The sequence below is a fragment of the Lutimaribacter saemankumensis genome (genome assembly GCF_900100005.1).
In the GTDB taxonomy this organism is placed as follows: Bacteria; Pseudomonadota; Alphaproteobacteria; order Rhodobacterales; family Rhodobacteraceae; genus Lutimaribacter; species Lutimaribacter saemankumensis.
The window spans coordinates 912,829-933,531 of record NZ_FNEB01000001.1 but is presented as its reverse complement, the minus strand read 5'-3'; the positions used below and the strand labels follow the sequence as shown (position 1 = coordinate 933,531).

Sequence of the window (20,703 nt, the reverse complement as noted above, 5' to 3'; positions counted from 1 at the left end):
ATGTCAAATGGAGACCGTCAATCGCGCCGGGCGCTTTTCAGCCGCGTGATCGCGGCATTCAGCCCAAGCGCCAGAAGCGCCACGATGGCAAAGCCGAACACGGCCCAGACCACAGCGAACATCCAGGTCAGGTTCACCGCCCCCATGACGAGGGCCGCGTTGGTGAAATCCGGGGCCTTGTCCAACCGATGATCGCGCATGACCGAACACTCCTTGCCCGCAAAGAGTAATCCGGCTTTTTCGAAAAGCGAGTTAACTTTGTCGCGATAGGCTTAACCCTGCCGGGCGGCGTCCAGCGCGGGGCCGAATTCGGCGTCGAGGATATCCAGGTCGGCGTCGCGTCCGCAACTGATGCGCACACAGCGGTTCAGCGGCGCGACCCCCGGCATCCGTATGAACACCCCGCGTGCGCCCAGTTCCTGAAGGAACCGCTGCGCCAGCGCCCCGTCGCCGCCCATGTCGACGGCCACGAAATTGGTGGCCGAGGGCAGGCAGGACAGCCCGTGCGCCTGCGCGATCGCCGCGATGCGGTTGCGGGCATGGGCCACGTCCTCGCGCACCTGCGTGACGTAGGCCCGGTCGCGCAGGGCCGCCAGCGCGCCGGCCTGCGCCGCGCGGTTCATGCCGAAATGGTTGCGGATCTTGTCGAAGGCCTGGATCAGCTCGGGCGCACCGATGGCATAGCCCACGCGCGCCCCCGCCATGCCGTGAATCTTGGAAAAGGTGCGGGTGCGGATCACGCGCGGGTCGTCCGGGTCGATCTGCGGCGCGGTGCCTTCGGGGGCGAATTCGATATAAGCCTCATCCAGCACGAACAGCGTGCCGTCGGGAAGGTGCGCCTCCACCGCCCGCATCAGGGTTTCGCCATCGTGCCATGTTCCCATCGGATTGTCGGGATTGGCAAGATAGGCCAGCTTGGCCCCGACCTCTGCCGCCTTGTGGAAAAGCGAAACCGGGTCTTCGTGATCGTTCACATAGGGCACCTTGTGCAACGTCCCGCCAAACCCCGCGACATGGTAGTTGAAGGTCGGATAGGCCCCGTCCGAGGTGACCACATGATCGCCCGTGGTCACGGTCAGCCGCACAAGGTATCCCAAAAGCCCGTCGATCCCTTCGCCGACGATCACGTTCTCGGGGCGCACGCCGTTTTCCTCGGCCAGGGCATGGCGCAGGTCGTAGCTGGTGGAATCGCCGTATTTCCAGATCTCGCGTGCCTCGCGCTCCATCGCCTCGATGGCCTTGGGCGAGGGGCCGAACACGCTTTCGTTGGCGCCAAGGCGCGCGCGGAACGGGCGGCCGTTGTCGCGTTCTTGCGTTTCGGGGCCCACGAAGGGCACGGTCGAGGGCAGGCTCTCTGCCAGCGGTGTCAGTCTGAATCCGGTCATGCGCGCAGATAACGCAAGCCGCGCGGGCGGGGCAAGCGGGATTGCGACGCAAGGGCAGGCTTGTCCCGCGCCGCACGATCGGGTGAACTCTCTCCAACGAATGAAGGGAGAAGCCGATGCCCCGCGTCACCACCGAAATCAAGGACCATATCGCCCATGTCACCCTGACACGCGGCGACAAGATGAACGCCGTCGATCCCGACATGGCCGAGGCCATCGTCGAAGCGGGCACCGCGCTGATCGGGAACGAGGATATCCGCGCCGTCGTCCTGTCGGGCGAGGGAAAGGGGTTTTGCGCCGGGCTGGACGTGGCAAGCTTTGCGAAATTCGCCGCCCAGGATCCGCATGACCGGATCATGCCGCGCACGCATGGCGACAGCAACCTCATGCAGGAGGTGGCGATGGTCTGGCGCAAGGTGCCGGTTCCGGTCGTCGCGGCGCTGCACGGCGTGGCCTTCGGCGCCGGGTTCCAGCTGGCGCTCGGGGCCGATATCCGCATCGCGCATCCCGACACGAAGCTGGCGATCATGGAGGCGAAATGGGGCCTCGTGCCGGATATGGGCGGCATGGTCATCCTGCCCAAGCTCGTGCGCTCGGACGTGCTGCGCCGCATGACCTATACGGCCGAACCGGTGCTGGCGCGCAAGGGCGTCGAATGGGGGTTGGTGACCGAACTGTCCGATGATCCGCTGGCCGCCGCGCAGGCACTGGCGCAGGTCATCGCGGGCAAGTCGCCCTCGGGGACGCGCGCGGCCAAGCGCCTGATTGCCGTGGCCGAAAGCGGCGCGGATGAAAAGACCGTGCTTTACGAGGAAAGCCGCGAACAGGTCGGGCTGATCGGCAAACCGCACCAGTTGGAAATCATCGCCGCCAACATGGCAGGGCGCCCCCCGAAATTCTGAACGTTCAGCGCATGAACTTGCGCCGTGCCTCGCGGGCGATTTCATGGCGCATCTGCAAATCGGCGATCAGCGCCATCAACTGGCGCTTTTCTTCCGGGTCGTCGCGTTCGGCATAAAGCTTGCGCGCGGCGTCCAGTTCGGCCTTCAGCCGAAACTCCTCGGGCAGGGCGCCGGCCTCGGCCATCATGCGGTATCCTGCGGCTTCGGCCGGATCGACGAATGCTTCGCCCGACCGGTCGGGCAGCGGTTTGCCCTCGCCTTCAAGCCCCTGAAGCTTGCCTTCGGCCAGCGCCTTCAGGATCTGGCGTTCGATCATCTGTCGCAACCGGTCCATCGCGATGCCTCCGCGATGACGATACCGCAGTGGCCAGTCTTGCGGAACGTCCGATTGCGCCGGCATCCGCGGTGTTTTCTCTTTCGGGAAATATCCTCGGGGGGTGAATTGGCGTGAAACGCCAAGAGGGGGGCAGACAGCCCCCCTCCTTTCGCGGCCCCGCACGGGGCCGCAGACCTGTTCAAAGCCTCAGTCCAGTTCGGCCAGCCGTGCGACGGCGGCCTTGATCCGGGCTTCTTCGTCTTCTTTCTGCGCCACCAGCTCGCGGGTTTCGATCACCACCTCTTCGGGCGCGCTTTCGACGAATTTCGGGTTCTTCAGGCGCCCGCGCAGCCCGCCCAGTTCCTTGGCGAGCTTGGCAAGCGTCTTTTCAAGCCGGGCCTTTTCCTCGGCCACGTCGATGATGCCGGCCAGCGGCAGCCCGAAAGTCGCGCCTTCCATCGCGATGGTCGCGGTCCCCTTGGGAAAGCTTTCGACCTCGTCCAGGCTTTCGATGCGGGCCAGGCGCTTGGCCAGAACCTCGTTGCGGGCCCAGGCGGCGCGGTTGTCGTCGCCCAGTCCCGTGACCAGCAGCGGCACATAGGCGCCTGCGGGCACATGCATCTGTGCGCGCACCGAACGGACCTCTTCGATCAGCCCGATGATCCAGCCCATTTCGCGGTCGGCCGCCGGATCGGCCAGATCGGCGCCAAAGGACGGCCAGTCGGCATGGACCAGCATCTTGGGCCTGGTGCCGGTCTGGCCCCACAGCTCTTCGGTGATGTAGGGCATGATCGGGTGGAGGAAGATCATGCACTGATCCAGCACCCAGGCCATGACCTGCTGCGTTTCGGCGCGTTCGGGCGCGTCCTCGGCCAGCAGGGGCTTGGCGAATTCGACGTACCAGTCGCAGACCCGGCCCCAGACAAAGGCGTAAAGCGCGTTCGCGGCGTCGTTGAACCGGTATTCTGCAAGCGCCTGGTCAACGGTTTCGCGCACGCGGGCGGTTTCACCGATGATCCAGCGGTTCACGGTCGCGCTGGCCTGCGGCGGGGTGGCCTGCGTTGCGTGCCCGTCCCAGCAGCCGTTCATTTCGGCAAAGCGGCAGGCGTTCCACAGCTTGGTGCCGAAATTGCGGTAGCCCTTGATGCGGTCCTTCGACAGCTTCAGCACGCCGCCGAGCGCCGCCATCTGCGCCATCGTGAAGCGCAGGGCGTCGGCGCCGAATTCGTCCACGATATCAAGGGGATCGATCACGTTCCCCTTGGTCTTGGACATCTTCTGCCCCTTCTCGTCACGCACGAGCTGATGCAGGTAGACGGTGTGGAACGGGATCTCGTTCACCACGGCAAGCTGCATCATCATCATCCGCGCGACCCAGAAGAACAGGATGTCGAAGCCGGTCACCAGAACATCGGTGGGGAAGTATTTCTTGAGCTCGTCCGTCTCTTCCGGCCAGCCCAGCGTCCCGATTGGCCACAGCCCCGAGCTGAACCAGGTGTCCAGCACGTCGGGGTCGCGGAACATCGGGATTTCCTGCGGGTAGTCGAACTGGCGGATCGCGCCCTCGTCGGCGGTGTCGGCGTGCGCGATGCGGTTTTGCAAAACGGCCACCGCCTCTTGCGCGTCAGCGACGATACGAATGTCGGTGCCATTGGCGAACCGGCTTTTGGCGATCTCGATCGCCTCGGCCTCGGTCGCGGCGCAGATGGGCAGCCAGTCTTCCTCGCCCGGCAGGTACCACACCGGTATCTGGTGGCCCCACCACAGTTGGCGGCTGATGCACCAGGGCTCGATATTCTCAAGCCAGTGGTAATAGGTCTTTTCGCCCGAGTCCGGCATGATCTTGGTGCGCCCGTCGCGCACCGCGTCGAGCGCGGGGCCCACGACCTTGTGGGCATCGACGAACCACTGGTCGGTCAGCATCGGTTCGATCACGACGCCCGAACGGTCGCCGAAGGGCTGCATGATCTTCTTTTCCTCGACCAGCGGCACGAGGTTCTGATCCTCGGTGCGCATCTCGCCGCCTTCCGAGGGTTCGACCGGCGATTTCTCGGCGGCACGGCCCAGGCGCGGGTCGGTGGCCTCGGTCATCACGGCAAGGCCCTCGTGGGTGATCTCTTCGATCACGCGCTTGCGTGCCTCGAAGCGGTCGAGGCCGCGCAGGTGATCGGGCACCAGGTTCAGCGCGTCGGTTTCGGATTCTGTCAGCGTGCGTTCGCCACGGGCGACGGCCTGGGCGATCTCGGCTGCCTCGGCATAGGGTGCGCCGTCCGCCCGCATGTGCCCGCGCGTGTCCATCAGGCGATAGCAGGGGATGCCCCCGCGCTTGGCCACGCCGTAGTCGTTGAAATCATGCGCGCCGGTGATCTTGACCGCGCCCGAGCCGAAATCGGGATCGGGGTAATCGTCGGTGATGATCGGGATCAACCGGCGGTGCTCCTTGGGCCCGACCGGGATTTCACAGAGTTTCCCGACGATTGCCGCGTAACGTTCATCCTTTGGATGAACGGCAACCGCGCCGTCGCCCAGCATGGTTTCGGGCCGGGTCGTGGCGATCGAGATATAGTCGCGCTCTTCCTCGAAAAGCACGTTGCCATCCTCGTCACGTTCCACATAGGTATAGGTTTCGCCCCCCGCGAGCGGGTATTTGAAATGCCACATATGGCCGTCGACCTCGATATTCTCGACCTCGAGATCGGAAATCGCGGTTTCGAAATGCGGATCCCAGTTGACCAGCCGCTTGCCGCGATAGATCAGGCCCTTTTCATACATGTCGACGAAAACCTTGATCACCGCGTCGTGGAAATCGGGGCTGTTTTCATGGCCCGTGCGCGGGTCGCCTGGCGCGCCCGCCATGGTGAATGCGTTGCGGTCCCAGTCGCAGGAACAGCCCAGGCGCTGCAACTGCTTGACGATGGTGCCGCCATACTGGCCCTTCCACTCCCAGACCTTTTCCAGGAATTTCTCGCGGCCCAGGTCGCGGCGGCCCGGTTCGCCCCTGGCGGCAAGCTGCTTTTCGACCTGTAGCTGCGTCGCGATGCCGGCATGGTCCTGCCCGGGCTGCCACAGCGTGTCGAAGCCGCGCATCCGGTGCCAGCGGATCAGGATGTCCTGCAGCGTGTTGTTGAAGGCATGGCCCACATGCAGCGCGCCCGTCACGTTGGGCGGCGGGATCATCACGGTAAAGGTTTCGCTGCGCGAGGCATTCGCGCCCGCGCGGAACGCGCCCGACTTCATCCACTCTTCGTAAAGCCGCGGTTCGGCCTCGGCGGCGTCAAAGGTCTTGTCCATGCCCATGGGGTCTATTCTCCGTCATCCGGGTCTTGCCGGGTCACTTAGCGAATGTGCGCGCAAAGGGAAAGGCCGCGAAGGCCCTAGTTTCGCGGCGGCACCAGCTTGCCGGGGTTGAGGATGTTCTGCGGGTCGAGCGCCGCCTTGAGCGCGCCCATCACCTGCCAGCCCTCGCCGTGTTCGGCCTTTATGTAGGCCTGTTTGCCGATGCCGATCCCGTGTTCGCCCGTGCAGGTGCCGCCCATTGCCAGTGCGCGTTCCGCCATGCGGTGCGACAGCGCCTTGACGGTGTCCAGCTCGGTGCCGTCATCGGGATCGAACAGAAGGATGGCGTGGAAATTGCCGTCGCCCACATGGCCCAGGATCGGCCCGGTCACGGGGCTGGCGGCGATATCGGCCGCGGTTTCCTCGACCGCTTCGGCGAGGCGCGATATCGGCACGCAGATATCGGTGACAAGCGCGCGCTTGCCCGGCGCGCTGGCCAGCGTCGACCAATGCGCGCGGTGCCGCATTTCCCACAATCTGGTGCGGTCCTCGGGGCGTTCGGCCCAGTCGAACCCGGTCGCGCCGTGATCTGCGACGATGGCACCGAATGTCTCGACCTGTTCGCGCACACCCGCCTCGGAGCCGTGGAACTCGACCATCAGGTGCGGGGTTTCGGGCATCGACCCGCCGCTTGCCGCGTTGAAGATGCCCGCCATCGCGGCATCGACGAATTCGATCCGCGCCATCGGCACGCCCATCTGGATCGTGTCGATCACCGCGGCGACGGCCCCGTGCATGTCGGGAAATCCGCAGACGGCGGCGGTGACGGCCTCGGGCTGGCCGCGCAGCCGCAGCGTCAGTTCCGTCACCAGCCCCAGCGTGCCTTCCGAGCCGACCATCAATCCCGTCAGGTCATACCCGGCGCTGGATTTGCGCGCCCGTGTGCCGGTGCGGATCACGCGGCCATCGGCCAGCACCACCTCAAGCCCCAGGACATTGTCGCGCATCGTGCCGTACCGCACGGCCGTGGTGCCGCTGGCGCGCGTCATCGCCATCCCGCCAAGCGAGGCATTTGCCCCCGGATCGACTGGAAAGAACAGCCCCGTCGCCCGCAGTTCGGTGTTCAGTGCCTCGCGGGTGCAGCCGGGCTGCACGCGCACATCCATGTCCTCGGCGTTGATTTCCAGCACCTTGTCCATCTCGCGGAAATCCACGACGACGCCGCCCGAAAAGGCCTGTGCCTGCCCCTCGAGCGAGGTGCCCGCCCCCCATCCGGTAATAGGACAGCCATGTTCGGCGCAGATTCTCACCAGCGCCGAAACCTCGGCCGTGTCGCGCGGATAGGCCACCGCATCGGGCCGGGCGAGCGGATAATATGTCTCTGACGCGGCATGCAGGTCCAGATCGGACTTGGACCGGCTGAGCCGTTGTCCTAACAATTGCGCAAGCGCTTCGAGCGCGGCGGCGATGGTCATCGGGAAACTCCGTTCCGGGGGCGTTGCGCGCCACACTAGGGCAGGGGACGACAGGGGAAAAGAGGAGGCCGTGCGGCAAATCCTGTCAGAGCAATGGATCGGCTTGCTTCAGTCGTTGAAAAACGGCTGGCGTCTTTTGCGTGTGCAGGGGCCGTCGAAATTCCAGTTCTGGCTGATCGCCCTGCTGATCGGGGTTGGTGCCGGGTTCGCCGCCCTGTTTTTTCGCAAGGGGATCGAGGCGCTTCAGATCGCGCTTTACGGCACGGACGACCCGACCCACCTTCACAGCTTCGCCGAAACGCTGCCCTGGTACTGGATCCTGCTGATCCCGGTGGCGGGCGGGCTCGTGGTGGGGCTGATCCTGAACTATTTCACGCCGGACGGGCGGGTGCGGTCGGTGGCCGACGTGATCGAGGGCGCGGCGATGCAAAACGGCCGGGTCGAGATCAAGGCCGGGATCGGCTCGGCGCTGGCGTCGATGATCACGCTCGGCTCGGGCGGGTCTTCGGGGCGTGAAGGTCCGGTCGTTCACATGGCGGGCGTGATTTCCAGCTGGGTCAGCGAACGCATCCATGCCGACGGCATCACGGGCCGCGACCTTCTGGGATGCGCGGTAGCGGCGGCGGTGTCGGCCAGTTTCAACGCGCCCATTGCAGGGGCGCTTTTCGCGCTCGAGGTGGTGCTGCGCCATTTCGCGGTGCATGCCTTTGCGCCCATCGTCATCGCGTCGGTCGCGGGCACGGTGATCAACCGGCTGGAATTCGGCGGCGTGACCGAGTTTTCGCTGCCCGATTCCAGCACGCTGCAATTCTATCAGGAACTGCCCGCCTTCCTGTTGCTGGGCCTTGTCTGCGGCGTTGTCGCGGTCATGCTGATGCGCGCGATCTTTGTCGCCGAGGATATCGGCAATTCCCTGCAGGAGAGGTCGGGCCTGCCGCGCTGGCTGCGTCCCGGCATCGCCGGGCTGATGCTGGGGGCCATCGCCATCGCCTTTCCGCATATCATCGGGGTCGGGTATGAAACCACGTCGGCCGCGCTGACGGGGCAGCTTCTCTGGCACGAGGCGGTGGTGTTTGCGGTTCTGAAATGCGTGGCGGTGGCGATCACCATCGCCGGGCGCATGGGCGGCGGGGTTTTCTCGCCCTCGCTGATGGTGGGGGCGCTGACGGGGCTGGCCTTCGGTCTGATCGCGACGGGCATCTTTCCCGACGTTTCGGGCAGTCATACCCTCTATGCGCTGGCGGGCATGGGGGCAGTTGCCGCGGCGGTGTTGGGCGCGCCGATTTCGACCACGCTTATCGTTTTCGAGCTTACTGGCGACTGGCAGACCGGGCTTGCCGTGATGGTGTCGGTGTCGATCTCGACGGCGATTTCCTCGCGGCTGGTGGACAGGTCGTTCTTCCTCACTCAATTGGAACGGCGCGACGTGCATCTTGCGGCGGGGCCGCAAGCCTACCTTCTGGCGATGTTCCGGGCGGGCACCCTGATGCGCAAACCCGAAGACCCCGGCGCCGCCAGCGAGGAAACCTGTCTCGAAATGATCGAGGACGGGATTTCGGTCGATTACAACGCCACGCTCGAGGATGCGATGCCGCTGTTCGAAAGGGCTGGCGTGCCTTTCCTGCCGGTCACCACGATGGAAGGTGACGCGCCGCAATTGCTGGGCGCGCTGTTTCATGTCGACGCGCTAAAGACCTTCAACAAGGCGTTGGCCGCGACCGCCGCGGAAGAGCATTCCTGATCGTCCATTACGCCATACTCTTGCCATAGGCGCAGGCTAACCCTTTGGCGCAACCAAGGGTTATTTGAATGACGACAATGTCCCATATTCCGACCGCCGCGGCGGGCCTGATGATCGACGCGGAGAACGTGCCCGCCAGTCACGCCGATGCGATCCTTGCGGTAACGGGGCCGTCCAGCCGCCTGAAAACCGCGCGGTTCTATGGCGATATCGCGCGGTTGAAGGGGTGGGTGGATATCCCGGGATTGCGTGGCATCCATACTGATCCTGGGCGCAACGCCGCCGACATCGCCATCTGCATCGACGCGATGGAACTTGCCCTGACAGGTGGGCTGCGGCAGATCTTTATCGCGACATCCGACAGCGATTTCACCTTGCTTGCGATGCGGCTTCGCGAATTGGGTGTGACGGTTACGGGGCTGGGCGAGGAAAAGGCAAGCGCACGGTTCCGTGCCGCCTGTTCGGCGTTTCACGTGCTGAAGACCGAGCCGCGCCTGGCAAAATGGGATGCGGAACTCAGGTCCACGATCATCGAAAACGGCGGCTGCCTGCGCATCGCCCTTTTGGGCTCGCTCATGGGCAAGCGCGGATGCCTGATCTCCAAGCACCCGAAAAAAACGTGGCGCGCCTATCTTACGGCGCGCCCCGATTTGTTCCGATGCGATCCCAAAGGCCCCGATGCCCGTGTGCGTTGGGTGGGCCAAAAGGTTAAAGCTGTTCCACAGCTACCTTGTCGCTGGTGTAAAACGCCAGGTGGTCCTTGATGCGGGCCACGTCGTCCTTGGGCGCCTCATAGCTCCAGGCCGCGTTTTCCAGCGTCGTGCTTTTCGTGACGATGGAATAATAGCTTGCATCGCCTTTCTTGGGGCAATGGGTGCTGTGGTCGGTCCGGTCGAGGAACGCCATCGCGATGTCTTCGCGCGGGAAATAGATCACCGGGGGCATCTCGCCCTCGCTGAGTTCCAGCGCGTTGGAAGATTCCCCCAGAACAGCGCCGCCTGCGCGCACCACCCATGTGCCGTCCGCCTTGGTAATTGTGATATCACTCGCCATTCTTCATCCCCCTTCCAATTGCCTTTTCGCTTGTTCTGGCCATATTGCGTGACGGTTTCGTGTCAACCGTCAGACCGGTGCCGTGGCATCGGACAACCATAGACGCGCGGCCTCGGACAGGCGAGGCGCGATCTTGTCGCGGCACGCGGCGTGATAAGTGTTTAGCCAGTCGCGCTCTTCATCGCTCAAAAGGGCTGGCAACACAAGACGGCGGTCGATCGGAACATAGGTCAGCGTTTCGAAATCGTGCATCGGGCGCGGATCGCCGCCGGGCAGATCGGGCGCCGCCTGCACGACGATCAGGTTTTCCAGCCGGATGCCGAACGCGCCTTCGCGGTAGTATCCGGGTTCGTTCGACAGGATCATGCCGGGCTGCAACGGCACCTCGGACACCCGGCTGAGCCGTTGTGGCCCTTCGTGAACACACAGATAGACGCCGACGCCATGACCGGTGCCGTGGTTGAAATCCTGCCCCGCCACCCACAGCGGATAGCGCGCGATGGCATCCAGATCGCGCCCGGCCAGCCCGCGCGGAAAGCGCAGCCGCGAGATGCCGATCATGCCCTTGAGCACGCGGGTAAAGCAGGCTTTCTCCTCGTCGCCAACGGTTCCGATGGGCAAGGTGCGGGTGATGTCGGTCGTTCCGTCCAGGTATTGCCCGCCGGAATCGATGACGATCAGCTGCCCGTCTTCGAGACGGGCATTGGTGTCTTCGGTCACGCGGTAATGCATGATCGCGCCATGCGGCCCGGTGCCCGCGATGGTGTCGAAACTGATATCCATCAGCGCATTGGTGGCACGGCGGAACCCTTCGAGGCTGGTCGCCACGTCTATTTCGGTGATCGTGCCGGGGGCCTGGGCGTCGAACCAGCACAGGAATTCGCACATCGCCGCCGCGTCGCGCAGATGCGCCTCGCGGGTCGCGGCGATCTCGGCGCGGGTTTTCGTGGCCTTGGGAAGGATGCACGGATCCTGGCCCGCGACATGGGGGACGTTGGCCTCGTCCAGTTGCTGCAAGACCCAAACCGGGGCGCTGTCGTGATCGACGCGCACAGGCCCGGTGAGCGAACGCAGCGCCGCCGCGAACGCCTGCGGCGGGCGGATCGTCACGGTGTCGCCCAGATGCGCGCGCAACGCGTCGTCGATCTTGGCGGCATCGGCAAACAACGTGCAGTGCCCGCTGTCGTGCAGGATGGCAAAGGCGTGCGGGATCGGATTGCGGGGGATGTCGCTGCCACGGACATTCAGCATCCAGGCGATGGAATCGGGCAGTGTGATCACGGCCGATTCCTGTCCCTGGTTGCGCAGGGAGGCACCCAGCCGCGTCAGCTTGTCTGCATGTGCCTCACCGGCCAGCTTTTCGGGATAGGGGGTGACCAGGCCGGTCGGTGGGGCAGGCTGATCGGCCCAGATCCGGTCAACCAGGTTGGGGCAGGGCGCAAGCGTGATCTGCGTGCCGGCCAGCCCCTGTTCGATCCGCGCGATTTCCGCGGGCGTGTGCAGCCACGGATCGAAGCCGACCCGACCGCCCTCGAGCTGCTGGCGGAGCCAGGGCGCGGGCTGCGTGTCGGGCCAGTCGACAGGGGTGAAATGGTCAAGATCCACCTGGTGCTTGACCTGCGTGCGGTAGCGGCCGTCGACGAAAACGCCTGCAACCTCCGTCAGTGCGATGCAGAACCCGGCCGATCCGGTGAACCCGGTCAGCCATTCCAGCCGCGCGTCGTGCGGGGCCACGTATTCCCCCTGGTGGGCATCGGCGCGCGGCACCATGAACCCGGCCAGCCCTTCGGCCCGCATCTGGTCGCGGAGCTGCGCCAGCCGCGCGGCGCCGTGTTCTGGACTGGCAGTTGTCTGAAAACTCTGGAACATGGGGCCTCCGGTTGTCTGGATGGCTGCATTCAGCCGGGAATATGCGGCGTGTGCAAGGGGCCACGCATCCCGGCCCATGCCCCCGGAGGGGGCGGCAGGCGTGCAGCCCCGGCACGTTCCGGGCCGTTTCGGGAGTGGGAGAGATCAGCTTGCGCGCTTGATCCCGAGGAACCGTGCGCGGGCGCGCGGATCCTTGTCGAACAGCGCGGCAAGCTGTTCGGTCATGGCGCCGGCAAGCTGGTCGACATCTGTGATCGTCACGGCGTGCTGGTAATAGCGCGTCACGTCATGGCCGATGCCGATCGCGATCAGTTCCACCATCTTGCGCCGCTCGACCATCTCGATCACGTCGCGCAGGTGCTTTTCAAGGTAATTCGCCGGGTTCACCGACAGCGTGCTGTCGTCGACAGGCGCCCCGTCCGAGATCACCATCAGGATCTTGCGCGCCTCGGGCCGCTTGGCCATGCGCCGATGCGCCCATTCCAGCGCCTCGCCGTCGATGTTTTCCTTGAGCAAGCCCTCTTTCATCATCAGCCCGAGGTTGGGCCGCACCCGGCGCCAGGGCGCGTCGGCGGATTTATAGATGATGTGGCGCAGGTCGTTCAGGCGGCCGGGCTGTTGCGGGCGGCCTTCGGCAAGCCATTTCTCGCGGCTTTGGCCGCCTTTCCAGGCGCGGGTGGTGAAGCCCAGGATTTCCACCTTGACGTCGCAGCGTTCCAGCGTGCGGGCCAGAACATCGGCACAGATTGCCGCGATGCTGATCGGGCGCCCGCGCATTGAGCCGGAATTGTCCAGCAGCAGCGTCACCACGGTGTCGCGGAACTCGGTGTCCTTTTCGACCTTGAAGCTGAGAGGCGTGGTCGGGTTGGCGACGACGCGGGCCAGGCGCCCGGCATCCAGAATGCCCTCTTCCATGTCAAAGAGCCACGAGCGGTTCTGCTGCGCCTGAAGGCGGCGCTGCAGCTTGTTTGCCAGCCGGCCGACCGCGCCCTTGAGCGGTTCGAGCTGCTGATCGAGATAGGCGCGCAGCCGTTCCAGCTCGGCCGGTTCGGCCAGCTCCTCGGCGGGGATTTCCTCGTCGAAATCGGTGGCATAGACGGCATAGTTCGGGTCGGCCTCGGAAATCGGGGCGGGGGCGGGCGGCTCGAGCGGGGCCTCGCCCTCGGGCAGCTCGGTTTCCTCGCTCATCTCTTCGTCGGCGAGGTCGTCCATGCTGACCTGCGCCTGGCTGGAATCCTGCTGTTCTTCCTGGCTTTGCTCGGGCGAGGCATCGGCGTCCTCGTCCTGGTCGTCGTCCTGCCCGGTGCTGTCGGGCTGTTCCTCTTCCTCGGCGCTTTCGTCGGAATCGTCCTGGTCTTCGTCCGGCTGGTCGGGGTCGTCGCCCAACTGGTCGCCATACCCGAGATCCTCGATCACCTTGCGCGCCAGCCGCGCAAAGGCGGTCTGGTCGTTCAGGATCGTGTTCAGATCGCCCAGGGTGTCGCCGGCCTGGTCCTCGATATGGCCGCGCCAGAGGTCCATCACGTTCTGTGCCGCCGCGGGCAGGTCGCGCCCGGTGGCCAGGTGGCGCACCAGGTATCCCGCCGCCGTGGCCAGCGGCGCGTCCGCGGGTTGCGTCACCTGGTCATAGCCCAGGCGCTGCGCCTCATGCGCGATCTTGGCGTCGATATTGCCCGCCGTGCCGGGCATGTCGCGCGCGCCCATCGCCTCGCAGCGGGCGGTTTCCATCGCCTCGTAGATGTCGCGCGCCATGTCACCCTGGGGGCGGTATTTCGCGTGCAGCCCGTCATCGTGATACTTGCGCTGCATCGCCAGGGCGTCCGCCGTGCCACGCGCCAGCAGAACCTCGTCGCGGCTCATCCGGCGGCTGACCTGCGGCAGGCGCATCTGGTCGCCCGCCAGCCCCGAGGGATCGACCGAATAGCTGACATTCAATTCGGCATCGTCGGCCATGACCTTGGTGGCCTCGGCCAGCGCCTTCTTGAACGGATCGGCGGGGTTGTCGCTTTTCTGGGCCATCTGGTCCTACCTTGGGCTTGCACCCCACGCGGGCTTCATCTTGCCGAAAATACTCCCGCCGGAGGCACCGCGCGCCGGAACGGCGCGCAAAACCTGCGAGGCGCCTGTCAGGCGCCTCACATCATTCTTACTTCATCGCCTGGCTGGCCGCGCTTTCGGGCAGTTCCTCGTCAAAGCAGCGCTGATAGAACTCGGCCACGGTCTGGCGCTCCAGTTCGTCGCACTTGTTCAGGAAGGACAGCCGGAAGGCATACCCGACATTGCGGAAGATTTCGGCGTTCTGCGCCCAGTTGATCACGGTCCGCGGGCTCATCACGGTCGACAGGTCGCCATTCATGAACGCCGTGCGCGTCAGGCCCGCGATCGTCACCATGTGGCCCACGGTCTTGCGGCCGGCCTCGGTGTTGTAATGCGGGTTCTTGGCCAGCACGATCGCGCATTCGGCATCGTGGGACAGGTAGTTCAGCGTGGCCACCAGCGACCAGCGGTCCATCTGTGCCTGGTTGATCTGCTGGGTGCCATGATACAGCCCCGTGGTGTCGCCGAGGCCCACGGTGTTCGCCGTGGCGAACAGACGGAAATAGGGGTTGGGCGTGATGATCTCGTTCTGGTCCAGAAGCGTCAGCTTGCCGTCATGTTCCAGCACGCGCTGGATCACGAACATCACGTCGGCGCGGCCGGCGTCGTATTCGTCGAACACGATGGCCGTGGGATTGCGCAGGGCCCAGGGCAGGATGCCCTCGTGGAACTCGGTGACCTGCTTGCCGTCCTTCAGCTTGATCGCGTCCTTGCCGATAAGGTCGATCCGGCTGATGTGGCTGTCGAGGTTCACCCGCACGCAGGGCCAGTTCAGCCGCGCGGCGACCTGTTCGATATGGGTCGATTTGCCGGTGCCGTGATAGCCCTGGATCATGACCCGGCGATTGCGCGAAAAGCCCGCCAGGATCGCCAGCGTGGTGTCCGGGTCGAACTTGTAGGTCGGGTCGATATCCGGCACCCGGTCGCTGCGGTCGGCGAAGCCCCTGACCGTCATGTCCGTGTCGATCCCGAACACTTCGCGCACCGAGATGTCCTCGGTCGGTTTCGCGTTCATGTCCATGTTGCCATCCGCCATATCGTGCATCCTTTTTCGTCCGGGGCGCTGCCGTCCTTTTTCGCCTCCGTGCTGCACCATATAGCGTGCAAGCGCAAGGGCAAGGCGGCCGGTCCTTGCCTTTTGCGCGCCGCGTCACATTTGTCCAGTGAAAGAAACCGGGGACAGCATGGCAGACCGAAATCAGATCGAGGCGCTGATCGCGCGCGTCGCCCTTGGCGACCGGTCTGCCTTTGGTGCGCTTTATGATGCGACCTCGGCGAAACTTTTTGGCGTGTTGCTGCGTGTCTTGAACAACCGTGACGCCGCAGAGGACGCCTTGCAGGAGGTTTTCGAGAAAATCTGGCGCAATGCCGCGCGATACCAGGTCAACGGGCTCAGCCCGATGACATGGCTCATTACCATCGCCCGGAACCATGCGATCGATCGTTTGCGCCGGCAACGGGCAACCGAGCCGCTGGACACGGCGCCCGAGCAGGCCGACGCGGCCCCCGGACCCGAAGCGCAAGTGATCGCCAAGTCCGAGATGGGGCGGTTGTCGGCTTGCTTTGACGAGCTGGAGGCCGATCATGCGGATGCGGTGCGCCGTGCCTATCTGGGTGGCGAAACCTATGCCGAGCTTGCCGCGCGTTTCGCGGTGCCGCTCAACACCATGCGGACGCGCCTGCGCCGCAGCCTGATGAAACTGAAGGAGTGCCTGACGCGATGACCGGCCGCGACGACATACCGCCCCCCGATGGTGGCGATGACGCGCTGGCGGCGGAATACGCGCTGGGCCTGCTCGACGCCGAGGGGGCGCGCGCCTTCGAAGCCCGCCTTGCGCGCGAGCCCGACCTGCGCGCCGCCTATGCGCGCTGGGCCGAGCATTTTGCCGGTCTGACCGACGGCATTGCGCCCGTCACGCCGCCCGCGCGTCTGCGCCGGCGGGTTCTGGGCATCGCCCCGCGCAGGCCGGTCTGGCGGCGCGGCTGGGCCTGGGCCGCGGGCGCCGTCGCGGCAGCCCTGCTTGTCTGGATCAATGCCGGTGCGCCCTTCCTGCCCGATGCCGAACCGGAATTCGTGGCCGAGATCGCCGCCGAGGACCGGGCGCTGGTGCTGGCGGCGGCGTATGATGCCGATACTTCGCAGCTTGTCGTCGACCGTCAGTCCGGGCAGGCGGTCTCGGGCCGGGTGCTAGAGCTGTGGCTGATCGCGGGCGATGCCGCGCCAGTGTCTCTGGGTGTGCTGCCGGACGACCCGCGCGCGGAAATCGCGGTGCCGCAGGCGCTGCGCGACCTTCTGGCCGCAGGGGCGATCCTGGCGGTTTCGGATGAACCGCCCGGTGGCTCGCCCACGGGGCAGCCCACGGGCGCGGTTCTGGCGGTGGGTCAGATCACGGCTTCGTGATCGCAGGTCTGAAACTCTTTCAAATCCCCTGCGTGATTTCGGGTGGATCGGGGCAGACGGCCCCGGCGCCTGAAACCAAAACGACAGGAGAAGAAGATGACCAAGAAAACATTCACCGCCGCGATTGCCGCGCTGACGCTGGTCGGTACCACGGCCCTGGCCGGCAGCCATTCCGAAACCGGCAACCCGATGGTCGGCGGCGCCCCGATGTTCGCCGACAAAACCATCGTGGAAAACGCGGTCAATTCGGCCGATCACGAAACGCTTGTGGCCGCTGTCAAGGCCGCGGGTCTGGTCGAAACGCTGTCGGGCGAAGGCCCGTTCACGGTCTTTGCGCCCACCGACGCAGCCTTTGCCATGTTGCAGGACGGCACGGTCGAGACGCTTCTCAAGCCTGAAAACAAAGCCATGCTGCAAAAGGTTCTGACCTGCCATGTCGTGTCGGCCGATGCGATGTCGATGGCGATCAAGGGCATGGTCGACGATGATGGCGGCATGCATCCTGTACCGACCGTCGGCGGCTGCACGCTGCAGGCCAGCTACAGCGGCGACACCATCATGCTCAAGGACGAGCGCGGCCGCACCGCCAAGGTGACGATTGCAGATGTAAAGCAGTCGAACGGGGTCATTCATGTGATCGACACGGTGCTTCTGCCGGCGATGTAAGGGCAGGGCCGGGGCCGGATGCACGATGAGTCCCCACCGCAATTAGGCGTGTGCATACCGGCAAGTGAGTGTCCCGGCTTTTTCCCCCTCACATGAATGTGCGCGGCCCGCGTTTGATTTGGCGCGGGCCGTGCAGCTAACCTGAACCCATCAAAAAAGGAGATGCGCCATGGATCGCCGCCACTTCCTTGCACTGCCCAGCCTGCTGGCTTTCACCGGCCGCGCCCGCGCGTCCGACGGTGGTTACGAGGTCACGCGCACCGATGCGGAATGGCGTGAGATGCTGACGCCGCTGCAATACAAGGTGATGCGCCGCGAAGCGACCGAACCGCCGGGGTCTTCCCCGCTCGACAAGGTTTACGACCCGGGTATGTATCACTGCCGCGGCTGCGACCTGGCGCTTTATTCCAGCAAGCACAAGTATGACAGCGGTACGGGCTGGCCCAGTTTCTGGAAGGCACAGAAAGGGGCGGTCGCGACCAAGACGGATTTCAAGCTGATCTACCCGCGCACGGAATGCCACTGCAGCCGCTGCGGCTCTCATCTGGGGCATATCTTCAATGACGGCCCGAAACCCACGGGCAAGCGGCACTGCCTGAACGGCGTCAGCCTGGTTTTCAAACCGGCGTGAGCACCACCCCGGCCGCCCGGCCTTATTTGAAGTTCCGGCTGTCCTTGATCTGTTCCCAGGCCCAGACGACTTCCTGAAGCTGCTCTTCCTGGCTGCGGTCGCCGCCGTTCATGTCGGGGTGCAACACCTTGATCAGCGCCTTGTAGGCCTTGCGCACCTCGGCCTTGCTCCAGTGATCGCGCGCCTCGAGGATTTCGATCGCCTTGCGCTCGGTCGGGGGCAGCTTGCGGGTGTGCCCGTCGCTGTTGCCGCGGCCGGGATTGCGCGTGGCGTTCTGGCCCAGAACCTGGTGCGGATCCTCGATGCCCAACCGGGCCCAGGCGCGCGCCTCGGGATCGCCAAGGGGCTTTGTCTCGCGCTCCCATACCTTGTCCTTGGAACGCTGGGCATTCATCTCGGCTTCGGTGGTGCCTTCGAAGAAATTCCATTTCAGGTTGTATTCGCGGACATGGTCCTTGCAGAACCAGAAATAGTCATCCAGCACGTCCGGCGCCTTGGGCGCACGGAACTTGCCGGGCTCGGTGCAGCCCTCGTGTTCGCAGACCCGCTGCGAGGTTTCGAATTCGCCCGACATGCCCCGGCGACCGCGCGGGTTCTTTTTCTTGGCCGACTTGACCGACATGTCGAACCCAAACGGGTCTGATTTGACCATGGCATCACCTATTTCGACTCGGACCGAAGAGTTTAGTCGCTGTCCCGCAGGATGGAAGGGGGCGGCGCAAAATTGTGACCGCTTCAGGTACGTGTGCGGTCGGCCTCGGATTCGTCCGACCAGTTCCTTTCCGAAAGCGCCGCGATATCGCCGCCGTCAGTGTCATCGTCCGCCACGTCCTCGTCGGAGTGATCCTCCAGCAGTTCGGGGCTGAAATCGCTCAGGTCGTCGGCGCGTGGGCGGCGAAACACCAGCAAGGACCGGAACACCGTCTGGCTGGAAGTCAGGCCCTGACGTTCGTCGCTCGGCAGGGTCTCGCTGCGCAGGAATTCCCATCCTTCGGCACCGAGATCGTTCATGACCTCCTGGATCGCAAAGGAAAACCGCGCCTCCGCCCCCTTGATTCCGCGCGCCTTTCGGCCTTTTCGGGGGGCAGGGATCACCTTGTATTCATACATCATCGAAATCTTCCTGTGCCGCGTGACCGCGGGAGACTATCAAGCCGGCGCGCGAAGGGAAAGGCGCGAATGGCGCCAGTCCCAATCAATCATTTGCGCCTGATCCCGATCGAGCGGCCCACGCGGTCGGGGCGGGGCAGGTTGCTGTGGCTTTCGTAAAGCGCAGCCACCTTTTCATGCACGTCCGCCGGCATCGGCGCCACGCGCGGGCCGGTCATGTCGATATGCAGCGTCAGCGCTTCGGCGGTGGCGGCCACCCACCCGTCCTCGTGGTAAAGCTCCTGGTAGGAATGGAACCGCTTTTCGTCGAAATCGATCATCTGAAAGGTTGAATAGGCGCGGTGTCCTTCGTGCAGTTCGCGTACGTAGCAGACATGGAATTCCGCCGTATAGGTCGTCAGCTTCCGGTCTTCGGCATAGTCGGGGCCGAACCCCATCAGCGGATAAACCTCGTCGGCGCAGCGGTCGAACAGGACGTTGTAATAGGCCATGTTCATGTGCCCGTTATAGTCGATCCATTCCGGCACCACCGTCATCAGCGAGGATTTGAAAAGCGTCATGTCTGTCTGTCTCCTTCGTGGGGATTGCGCCAGCGCGCCAGGGGGCGGGCCATCATCCGCTTCCATAGCGGCGGCATGAGTGCGGCCACTGCCATCACCGGCACCGAGCGTGGCAGGGTGGGCATTTCGTCGGTCAGGTCAAGCGCCGGAAAGGCGACGCTGGGGTGGGTGTGATGATGCGAATGGCGCGGTGCGTTCAGCATCATCGCGGACGACCAGAAATCCGGCCCGTTCCAGCTGTGCTGCGGGCCCACCGGCTCGGGCCTGCCATCGGGGCCCGGGTGCCGTCGCAACCCGTAATGCTGCAGGTAATCCGACAGCAGGATCTGCAACTGCGCGTAACCCGCAATGCCGAGATACGCCAGAACGCCCGGCGCACCGGCGATGCCATAGGCCAACGCCAGGCACAGCGCCGCGCCTGCGCCATAGCCGACATAGGGGTGCGTCCAGGCCGGCGGCGCCTGGCGCGCGCGGGCGCGCAGCGCGGTTTCGGCCCGCAGCCCCGCCAGGAAACCGCCCGCCCAGGCCCGCGGCGCATAGCGCCAGAACCCCATGCCCTCGGGCGCGGAGCTCGGATCGTCGGCGGTGCCGACATGTACGTGATGGACCCGCAGATGCGACGAGGCGTGATGCCCGAACAGCATCGCAACATAGACCGCGCGGCCCAGCCCCTGCATCCAGCGCGCGGGCTTGTGGATCAGCTCATGCGCGTTGGGGTGCCCGACCTGCCCGAAAAACAGCCCGAACCCCACCAGCAGGCCGAGCCGGTGGATGGCGTCATGCCCGGATGCGCCGCCCACAGCCCAGACCGCGAGCGCCATCAGCGGCAGATGCGCCACGCCCAGCCCGACAGCAAGCCCCGTGCCGGCCGGAAATTCCGAGGACGCCCCCCGCCGCGCCGCGGCCCCGCGCACGAGGTGGTCCAGCGCCCAGGTCAGGACCGTGATGCACAGCACCGCCGCCCAGACCCAGCCGCCGCCCCAGACTGCGCCCGCGATCAGCAGCGCGACGGGCAACAATGTGGCGATCTCGAAAAACAGCATGGGCGTTCCGGCTTGTCTGGTCCGCCAAAGATTTAGCGCAGGCGCCGCACCTGCGCCATACCCCGGCATGGGTGCGCCGCATGGCTGTTTTCTCTTTCCGCAAATATCCCGGGGGAGTCGCCGCAGGCGACGGGGGCAGAGCCCCCAATCGGTCAAACCGGTGTGGCGAAGCCACGCA

20 protein-coding genes are annotated in these 20,703 nt (G+C 65.1%); 7 read left to right on the top strand and 13 right to left on the bottom strand.

What is annotated here, in order from left to right; translation table 11 throughout:
• Positions 1 to 17 precede the first annotated feature (17 nt).
• Positions 18 to 200, bottom strand: a complete 183-nt coding sequence (locus tag BLT50_RS04630) for a hypothetical protein (protein ID WP_090026870.1) — start codon at positions 198 to 200, stop codon at positions 18 to 20.
• A 72-nt stretch (positions 201 to 272) separates the two neighbouring features.
• On the bottom strand, positions 273 to 1,385 hold the full coding sequence (locus BLT50_RS04625) for a pyridoxal phosphate-dependent aminotransferase (protein ID WP_090026868.1): 1,113 nt from the start codon (positions 1,383 to 1,385) through the stop codon (positions 273 to 275).
• 116 nt (positions 1,386 to 1,501) lie between these two features.
• Here BLT50_RS04625 and BLT50_RS04620 point away from each other — a divergent pair, with 116 nt between their 5' ends.
• Positions 1,502 to 2,287, top strand: coding sequence for a crotonase/enoyl-CoA hydratase family protein (locus BLT50_RS04620; RefSeq protein ID WP_090026865.1), 786 nt, complete (start codon positions 1,502 to 1,504; stop codon positions 2,285 to 2,287).
• A gap of 4 nt (positions 2,288 to 2,291) precedes the next feature.
• Here BLT50_RS04620 and BLT50_RS04615 read toward each other — a convergent pair whose 3' ends face one another.
• From BLT50_RS04615 to BLT50_RS04605, 3 genes are all read right to left on the bottom strand, one after another.
• Positions 2,292 to 2,621: a DnaJ family domain-containing protein gene (locus BLT50_RS04615; RefSeq protein ID WP_090027107.1), complete on the bottom strand. Its 330-nt coding sequence runs from the start codon at positions 2,619 to 2,621 to the stop codon at positions 2,292 to 2,294.
• Between the two features lie 189 nt (positions 2,622 to 2,810).
• Positions 2,811 to 5,900: a valine--tRNA ligase gene (locus tag BLT50_RS04610; RefSeq protein ID WP_090026863.1), complete on the bottom strand. Its 3,090-nt coding sequence runs from the start codon at positions 5,898 to 5,900 to the stop codon at positions 2,811 to 2,813.
• A 77-nt stretch (positions 5,901 to 5,977) separates the two neighbouring features.
• Positions 5,978 to 7,354, bottom strand: coding sequence for an FAD-binding oxidoreductase (locus BLT50_RS04605; protein ID WP_090026860.1), 1,377 nt, complete (start codon positions 7,352 to 7,354; stop codon positions 5,978 to 5,980).
• Positions 7,355 to 7,433: 79 nt separating this feature from the next.
• Here BLT50_RS04605 and BLT50_RS04600 point away from each other — a divergent pair, with 79 nt between their 5' ends.
• On the top strand, positions 7,434 to 9,095 hold the full coding sequence (locus BLT50_RS04600) for a chloride channel protein (protein ID WP_245723291.1): 1,662 nt from the start codon (positions 7,434 to 7,436) through the stop codon (positions 9,093 to 9,095).
• A gap of 68 nt (positions 9,096 to 9,163) precedes the next feature.
• Complete coding sequence (locus tag BLT50_RS04595; protein ID WP_090026855.1) at positions 9,164 to 9,859, top strand: NYN domain-containing protein; 696 nt, start codon at positions 9,164 to 9,166, stop codon at positions 9,857 to 9,859.
• On the opposite strand, the gene BLT50_RS04590 is transcribed toward BLT50_RS04595, so the two are convergent.
• The 4 genes from BLT50_RS04590 to cobS form a co-directional block, all read right to left on the bottom strand.
• Positions 9,804 to 10,148 carry a DUF427 domain-containing protein gene (locus BLT50_RS04590; protein WP_090026853.1) on the bottom strand — a complete coding sequence of 115 codons (345 nt, stop codon included), beginning with the start codon at positions 10,146 to 10,148 and terminating at the stop codon, positions 9,804 to 9,806. The genes BLT50_RS04595 and BLT50_RS04590 overlap by 56 nt on opposite strands.
• Positions 10,149 to 10,217: 69 nt before the next feature.
• Positions 10,218 to 12,017 carry an aminopeptidase P family protein gene (locus BLT50_RS04585; protein ID WP_090026851.1) on the bottom strand — a complete coding sequence of 600 codons (1,800 nt, stop codon included), beginning with the start codon at positions 12,015 to 12,017 and terminating at the stop codon, positions 10,218 to 10,220.
• Positions 12,018 to 12,161: 144 nt separating this feature from the next.
• Positions 12,162 to 14,036 carry a cobaltochelatase subunit CobT gene (gene cobT / locus BLT50_RS04580; protein WP_090026848.1) on the bottom strand — a complete coding sequence of 625 codons (1,875 nt, stop codon included), beginning with the start codon at positions 14,034 to 14,036 and terminating at the stop codon, positions 12,162 to 12,164.
• Positions 14,037 to 14,163: 127 nt separating this feature from the next.
• Positions 14,164 to 15,150, bottom strand: coding sequence for a cobaltochelatase subunit CobS (cobS, locus tag BLT50_RS04575; protein WP_090027105.1), 987 nt, complete (start codon positions 15,148 to 15,150; stop codon positions 14,164 to 14,166).
• Between the two features lie 148 nt (positions 15,151 to 15,298).
• On the opposite strand from cobS, the gene BLT50_RS04570 reads away from it, so the two are divergent.
• The 4 genes from BLT50_RS04570 (at position 15,299) to msrB (ending at position 17,812) form a co-directional block, all read left to right on the top strand.
• The gene (locus BLT50_RS04570) at positions 15,299 to 15,838 is read left to right on the top strand and encodes a sigma-70 family RNA polymerase sigma factor (RefSeq protein WP_090026847.1); all 540 of its coding nucleotides are present in this window, start codon (positions 15,299 to 15,301) and stop codon (positions 15,836 to 15,838) included.
• A complete protein-coding gene (locus BLT50_RS04565) occupies positions 15,835 to 16,515 on the top strand; it encodes an anti-sigma factor (RefSeq protein WP_090026845.1) in 681 nt (226 codons plus the stop codon). Before BLT50_RS04570 ends, BLT50_RS04565 begins: the two co-directional genes overlap by 4 nt.
• A 96-nt stretch (positions 16,516 to 16,611) precedes the next feature.
• Positions 16,612 to 17,181 (top strand): fasciclin domain-containing protein, encoded by a 570-nt coding sequence (locus BLT50_RS04560; protein ID WP_090026844.1) that lies wholly within the window; start codon positions 16,612 to 16,614, stop codon positions 17,179 to 17,181.
• Between the two features lie 169 nt (positions 17,182 to 17,350).
• Complete coding sequence (gene msrB / locus BLT50_RS04555) at positions 17,351 to 17,812, top strand: peptide-methionine (R)-S-oxide reductase MsrB (RefSeq protein ID WP_090026842.1); 462 nt, start codon at positions 17,351 to 17,353, stop codon at positions 17,810 to 17,812.
• A 22-nt stretch (positions 17,813 to 17,834) separates the two neighbouring features.
• Here msrB and BLT50_RS04550 read toward each other — a convergent pair whose 3' ends face one another.
• The 4 genes from BLT50_RS04550 to BLT50_RS04535 all read right to left on the bottom strand — a co-directional run bounded on the left by BLT50_RS04550 (position 17,835) and on the right by BLT50_RS04535 (position 20,525).
• Positions 17,835 to 18,464 (bottom strand): J domain-containing protein, encoded by a 630-nt coding sequence (locus BLT50_RS04550; RefSeq protein WP_090026840.1) that lies wholly within the window; start codon positions 18,462 to 18,464, stop codon positions 17,835 to 17,837.
• Positions 18,465 to 18,547: 83 nt separating this feature from the next.
• Positions 18,548 to 18,925 (bottom strand): DUF4177 domain-containing protein, encoded by a 378-nt coding sequence (locus BLT50_RS18960; protein WP_139170469.1) that lies wholly within the window; start codon positions 18,923 to 18,925, stop codon positions 18,548 to 18,550.
• 86 nt (positions 18,926 to 19,011) lie between these two features.
• Positions 19,012 to 19,482: a thioesterase family protein gene (locus tag BLT50_RS04540; protein ID WP_090026838.1), complete on the bottom strand. Its 471-nt coding sequence runs from the start codon at positions 19,480 to 19,482 to the stop codon at positions 19,012 to 19,014.
• Entirely contained in the window at positions 19,479 to 20,525 is a 1,047-nt protein-coding gene (locus BLT50_RS04535; protein ID WP_090026836.1) for an alkane 1-monooxygenase, read from the bottom strand. The genes BLT50_RS04540 and BLT50_RS04535 overlap by 4 nt, the downstream gene beginning before the upstream one ends.
• Positions 20,526 to 20,703: the final 178 nt, after the last annotated feature.

What these genes read in the sequence shown, in the direction of transcription:
- BLT50_RS04570 (WP_090026847.1), top strand. Translation starts at nt 15,299, where the DNA reads ATGGCAGACCGAAATCAGATCGAGGCGCTGATCGCGCGCGTCGCCCTT.
- BLT50_RS04615 (WP_090027107.1), bottom strand. Translation starts at nt 2,621, where the DNA reads ATGGACCGGTTGCGACAGATGATCGAACGCCAGATCCTGAAGGCGCTG.
- BLT50_RS04595 (WP_090026855.1), top strand. Translation starts at nt 9,164, where the DNA reads ATGACGACAATGTCCCATATTCCGACCGCCGCGGCGGGCCTGATGATC.
- BLT50_RS04565 (WP_090026845.1), top strand. Translation starts at nt 15,835, where the DNA reads ATGACCGGCCGCGACGACATACCGCCCCCCGATGGTGGCGATGACGCG.
- BLT50_RS04535 (WP_090026836.1), bottom strand. Translation starts at nt 20,525, where the DNA reads ATGCTGTTTTTCGAGATCGCCACATTGTTGCCCGTCGCGCTGCTGATC.
- cobS (WP_090027105.1), bottom strand. Translation starts at nt 15,150, where the DNA reads ATGGCGGATGGCAACATGGACATGAACGCGAAACCGACCGAGGACATC.
- BLT50_RS04630 (WP_090026870.1), bottom strand. Translation starts at nt 200, where the DNA reads ATGCGCGATCATCGGTTGGACAAGGCCCCGGATTTCACCAACGCGGCC.
- BLT50_RS04550 (WP_090026840.1), bottom strand. Translation starts at nt 18,464, where the DNA reads ATGGTCAAATCAGACCCGTTTGGGTTCGACATGTCGGTCAAGTCGGCC.
- BLT50_RS04610 (WP_090026863.1), bottom strand. Translation starts at nt 5,900, where the DNA reads ATGGGCATGGACAAGACCTTTGACGCCGCCGAGGCCGAACCGCGGCTT.
- BLT50_RS04540 (WP_090026838.1), bottom strand. Translation starts at nt 19,482, where the DNA reads ATGACGCTTTTCAAATCCTCGCTGATGACGGTGGTGCCGGAATGGATC.
- BLT50_RS04590 (WP_090026853.1), bottom strand. Translation starts at nt 10,148, where the DNA reads ATGGCGAGTGATATCACAATTACCAAGGCGGACGGCACATGGGTGGTG.
- BLT50_RS04620 (WP_090026865.1), top strand. Translation starts at nt 1,502, where the DNA reads ATGCCCCGCGTCACCACCGAAATCAAGGACCATATCGCCCATGTCACC.
- msrB (WP_090026842.1), top strand. Translation starts at nt 17,351, where the DNA reads ATGGATCGCCGCCACTTCCTTGCACTGCCCAGCCTGCTGGCTTTCACC.
- BLT50_RS18960 (WP_139170469.1), bottom strand. Translation starts at nt 18,925, where the DNA reads ATGATGTATGAATACAAGGTGATCCCTGCCCCCCGAAAAGGCCGAAAG.
- BLT50_RS04625 (WP_090026868.1), bottom strand. Translation starts at nt 1,385, where the DNA reads ATGACCGGATTCAGACTGACACCGCTGGCAGAGAGCCTGCCCTCGACC.
- BLT50_RS04560 (WP_090026844.1), top strand. Translation starts at nt 16,612, where the DNA reads ATGACCAAGAAAACATTCACCGCCGCGATTGCCGCGCTGACGCTGGTC.
- BLT50_RS04585 (WP_090026851.1), bottom strand. Translation starts at nt 12,017, where the DNA reads ATGTTCCAGAGTTTTCAGACAACTGCCAGTCCAGAACACGGCGCCGCG.
- BLT50_RS04605 (WP_090026860.1), bottom strand. Translation starts at nt 7,354, where the DNA reads ATGACCATCGCCGCCGCGCTCGAAGCGCTTGCGCAATTGTTAGGACAA.
- cobT (WP_090026848.1), bottom strand. Translation starts at nt 14,036, where the DNA reads ATGGCCCAGAAAAGCGACAACCCCGCCGATCCGTTCAAGAAGGCGCTG.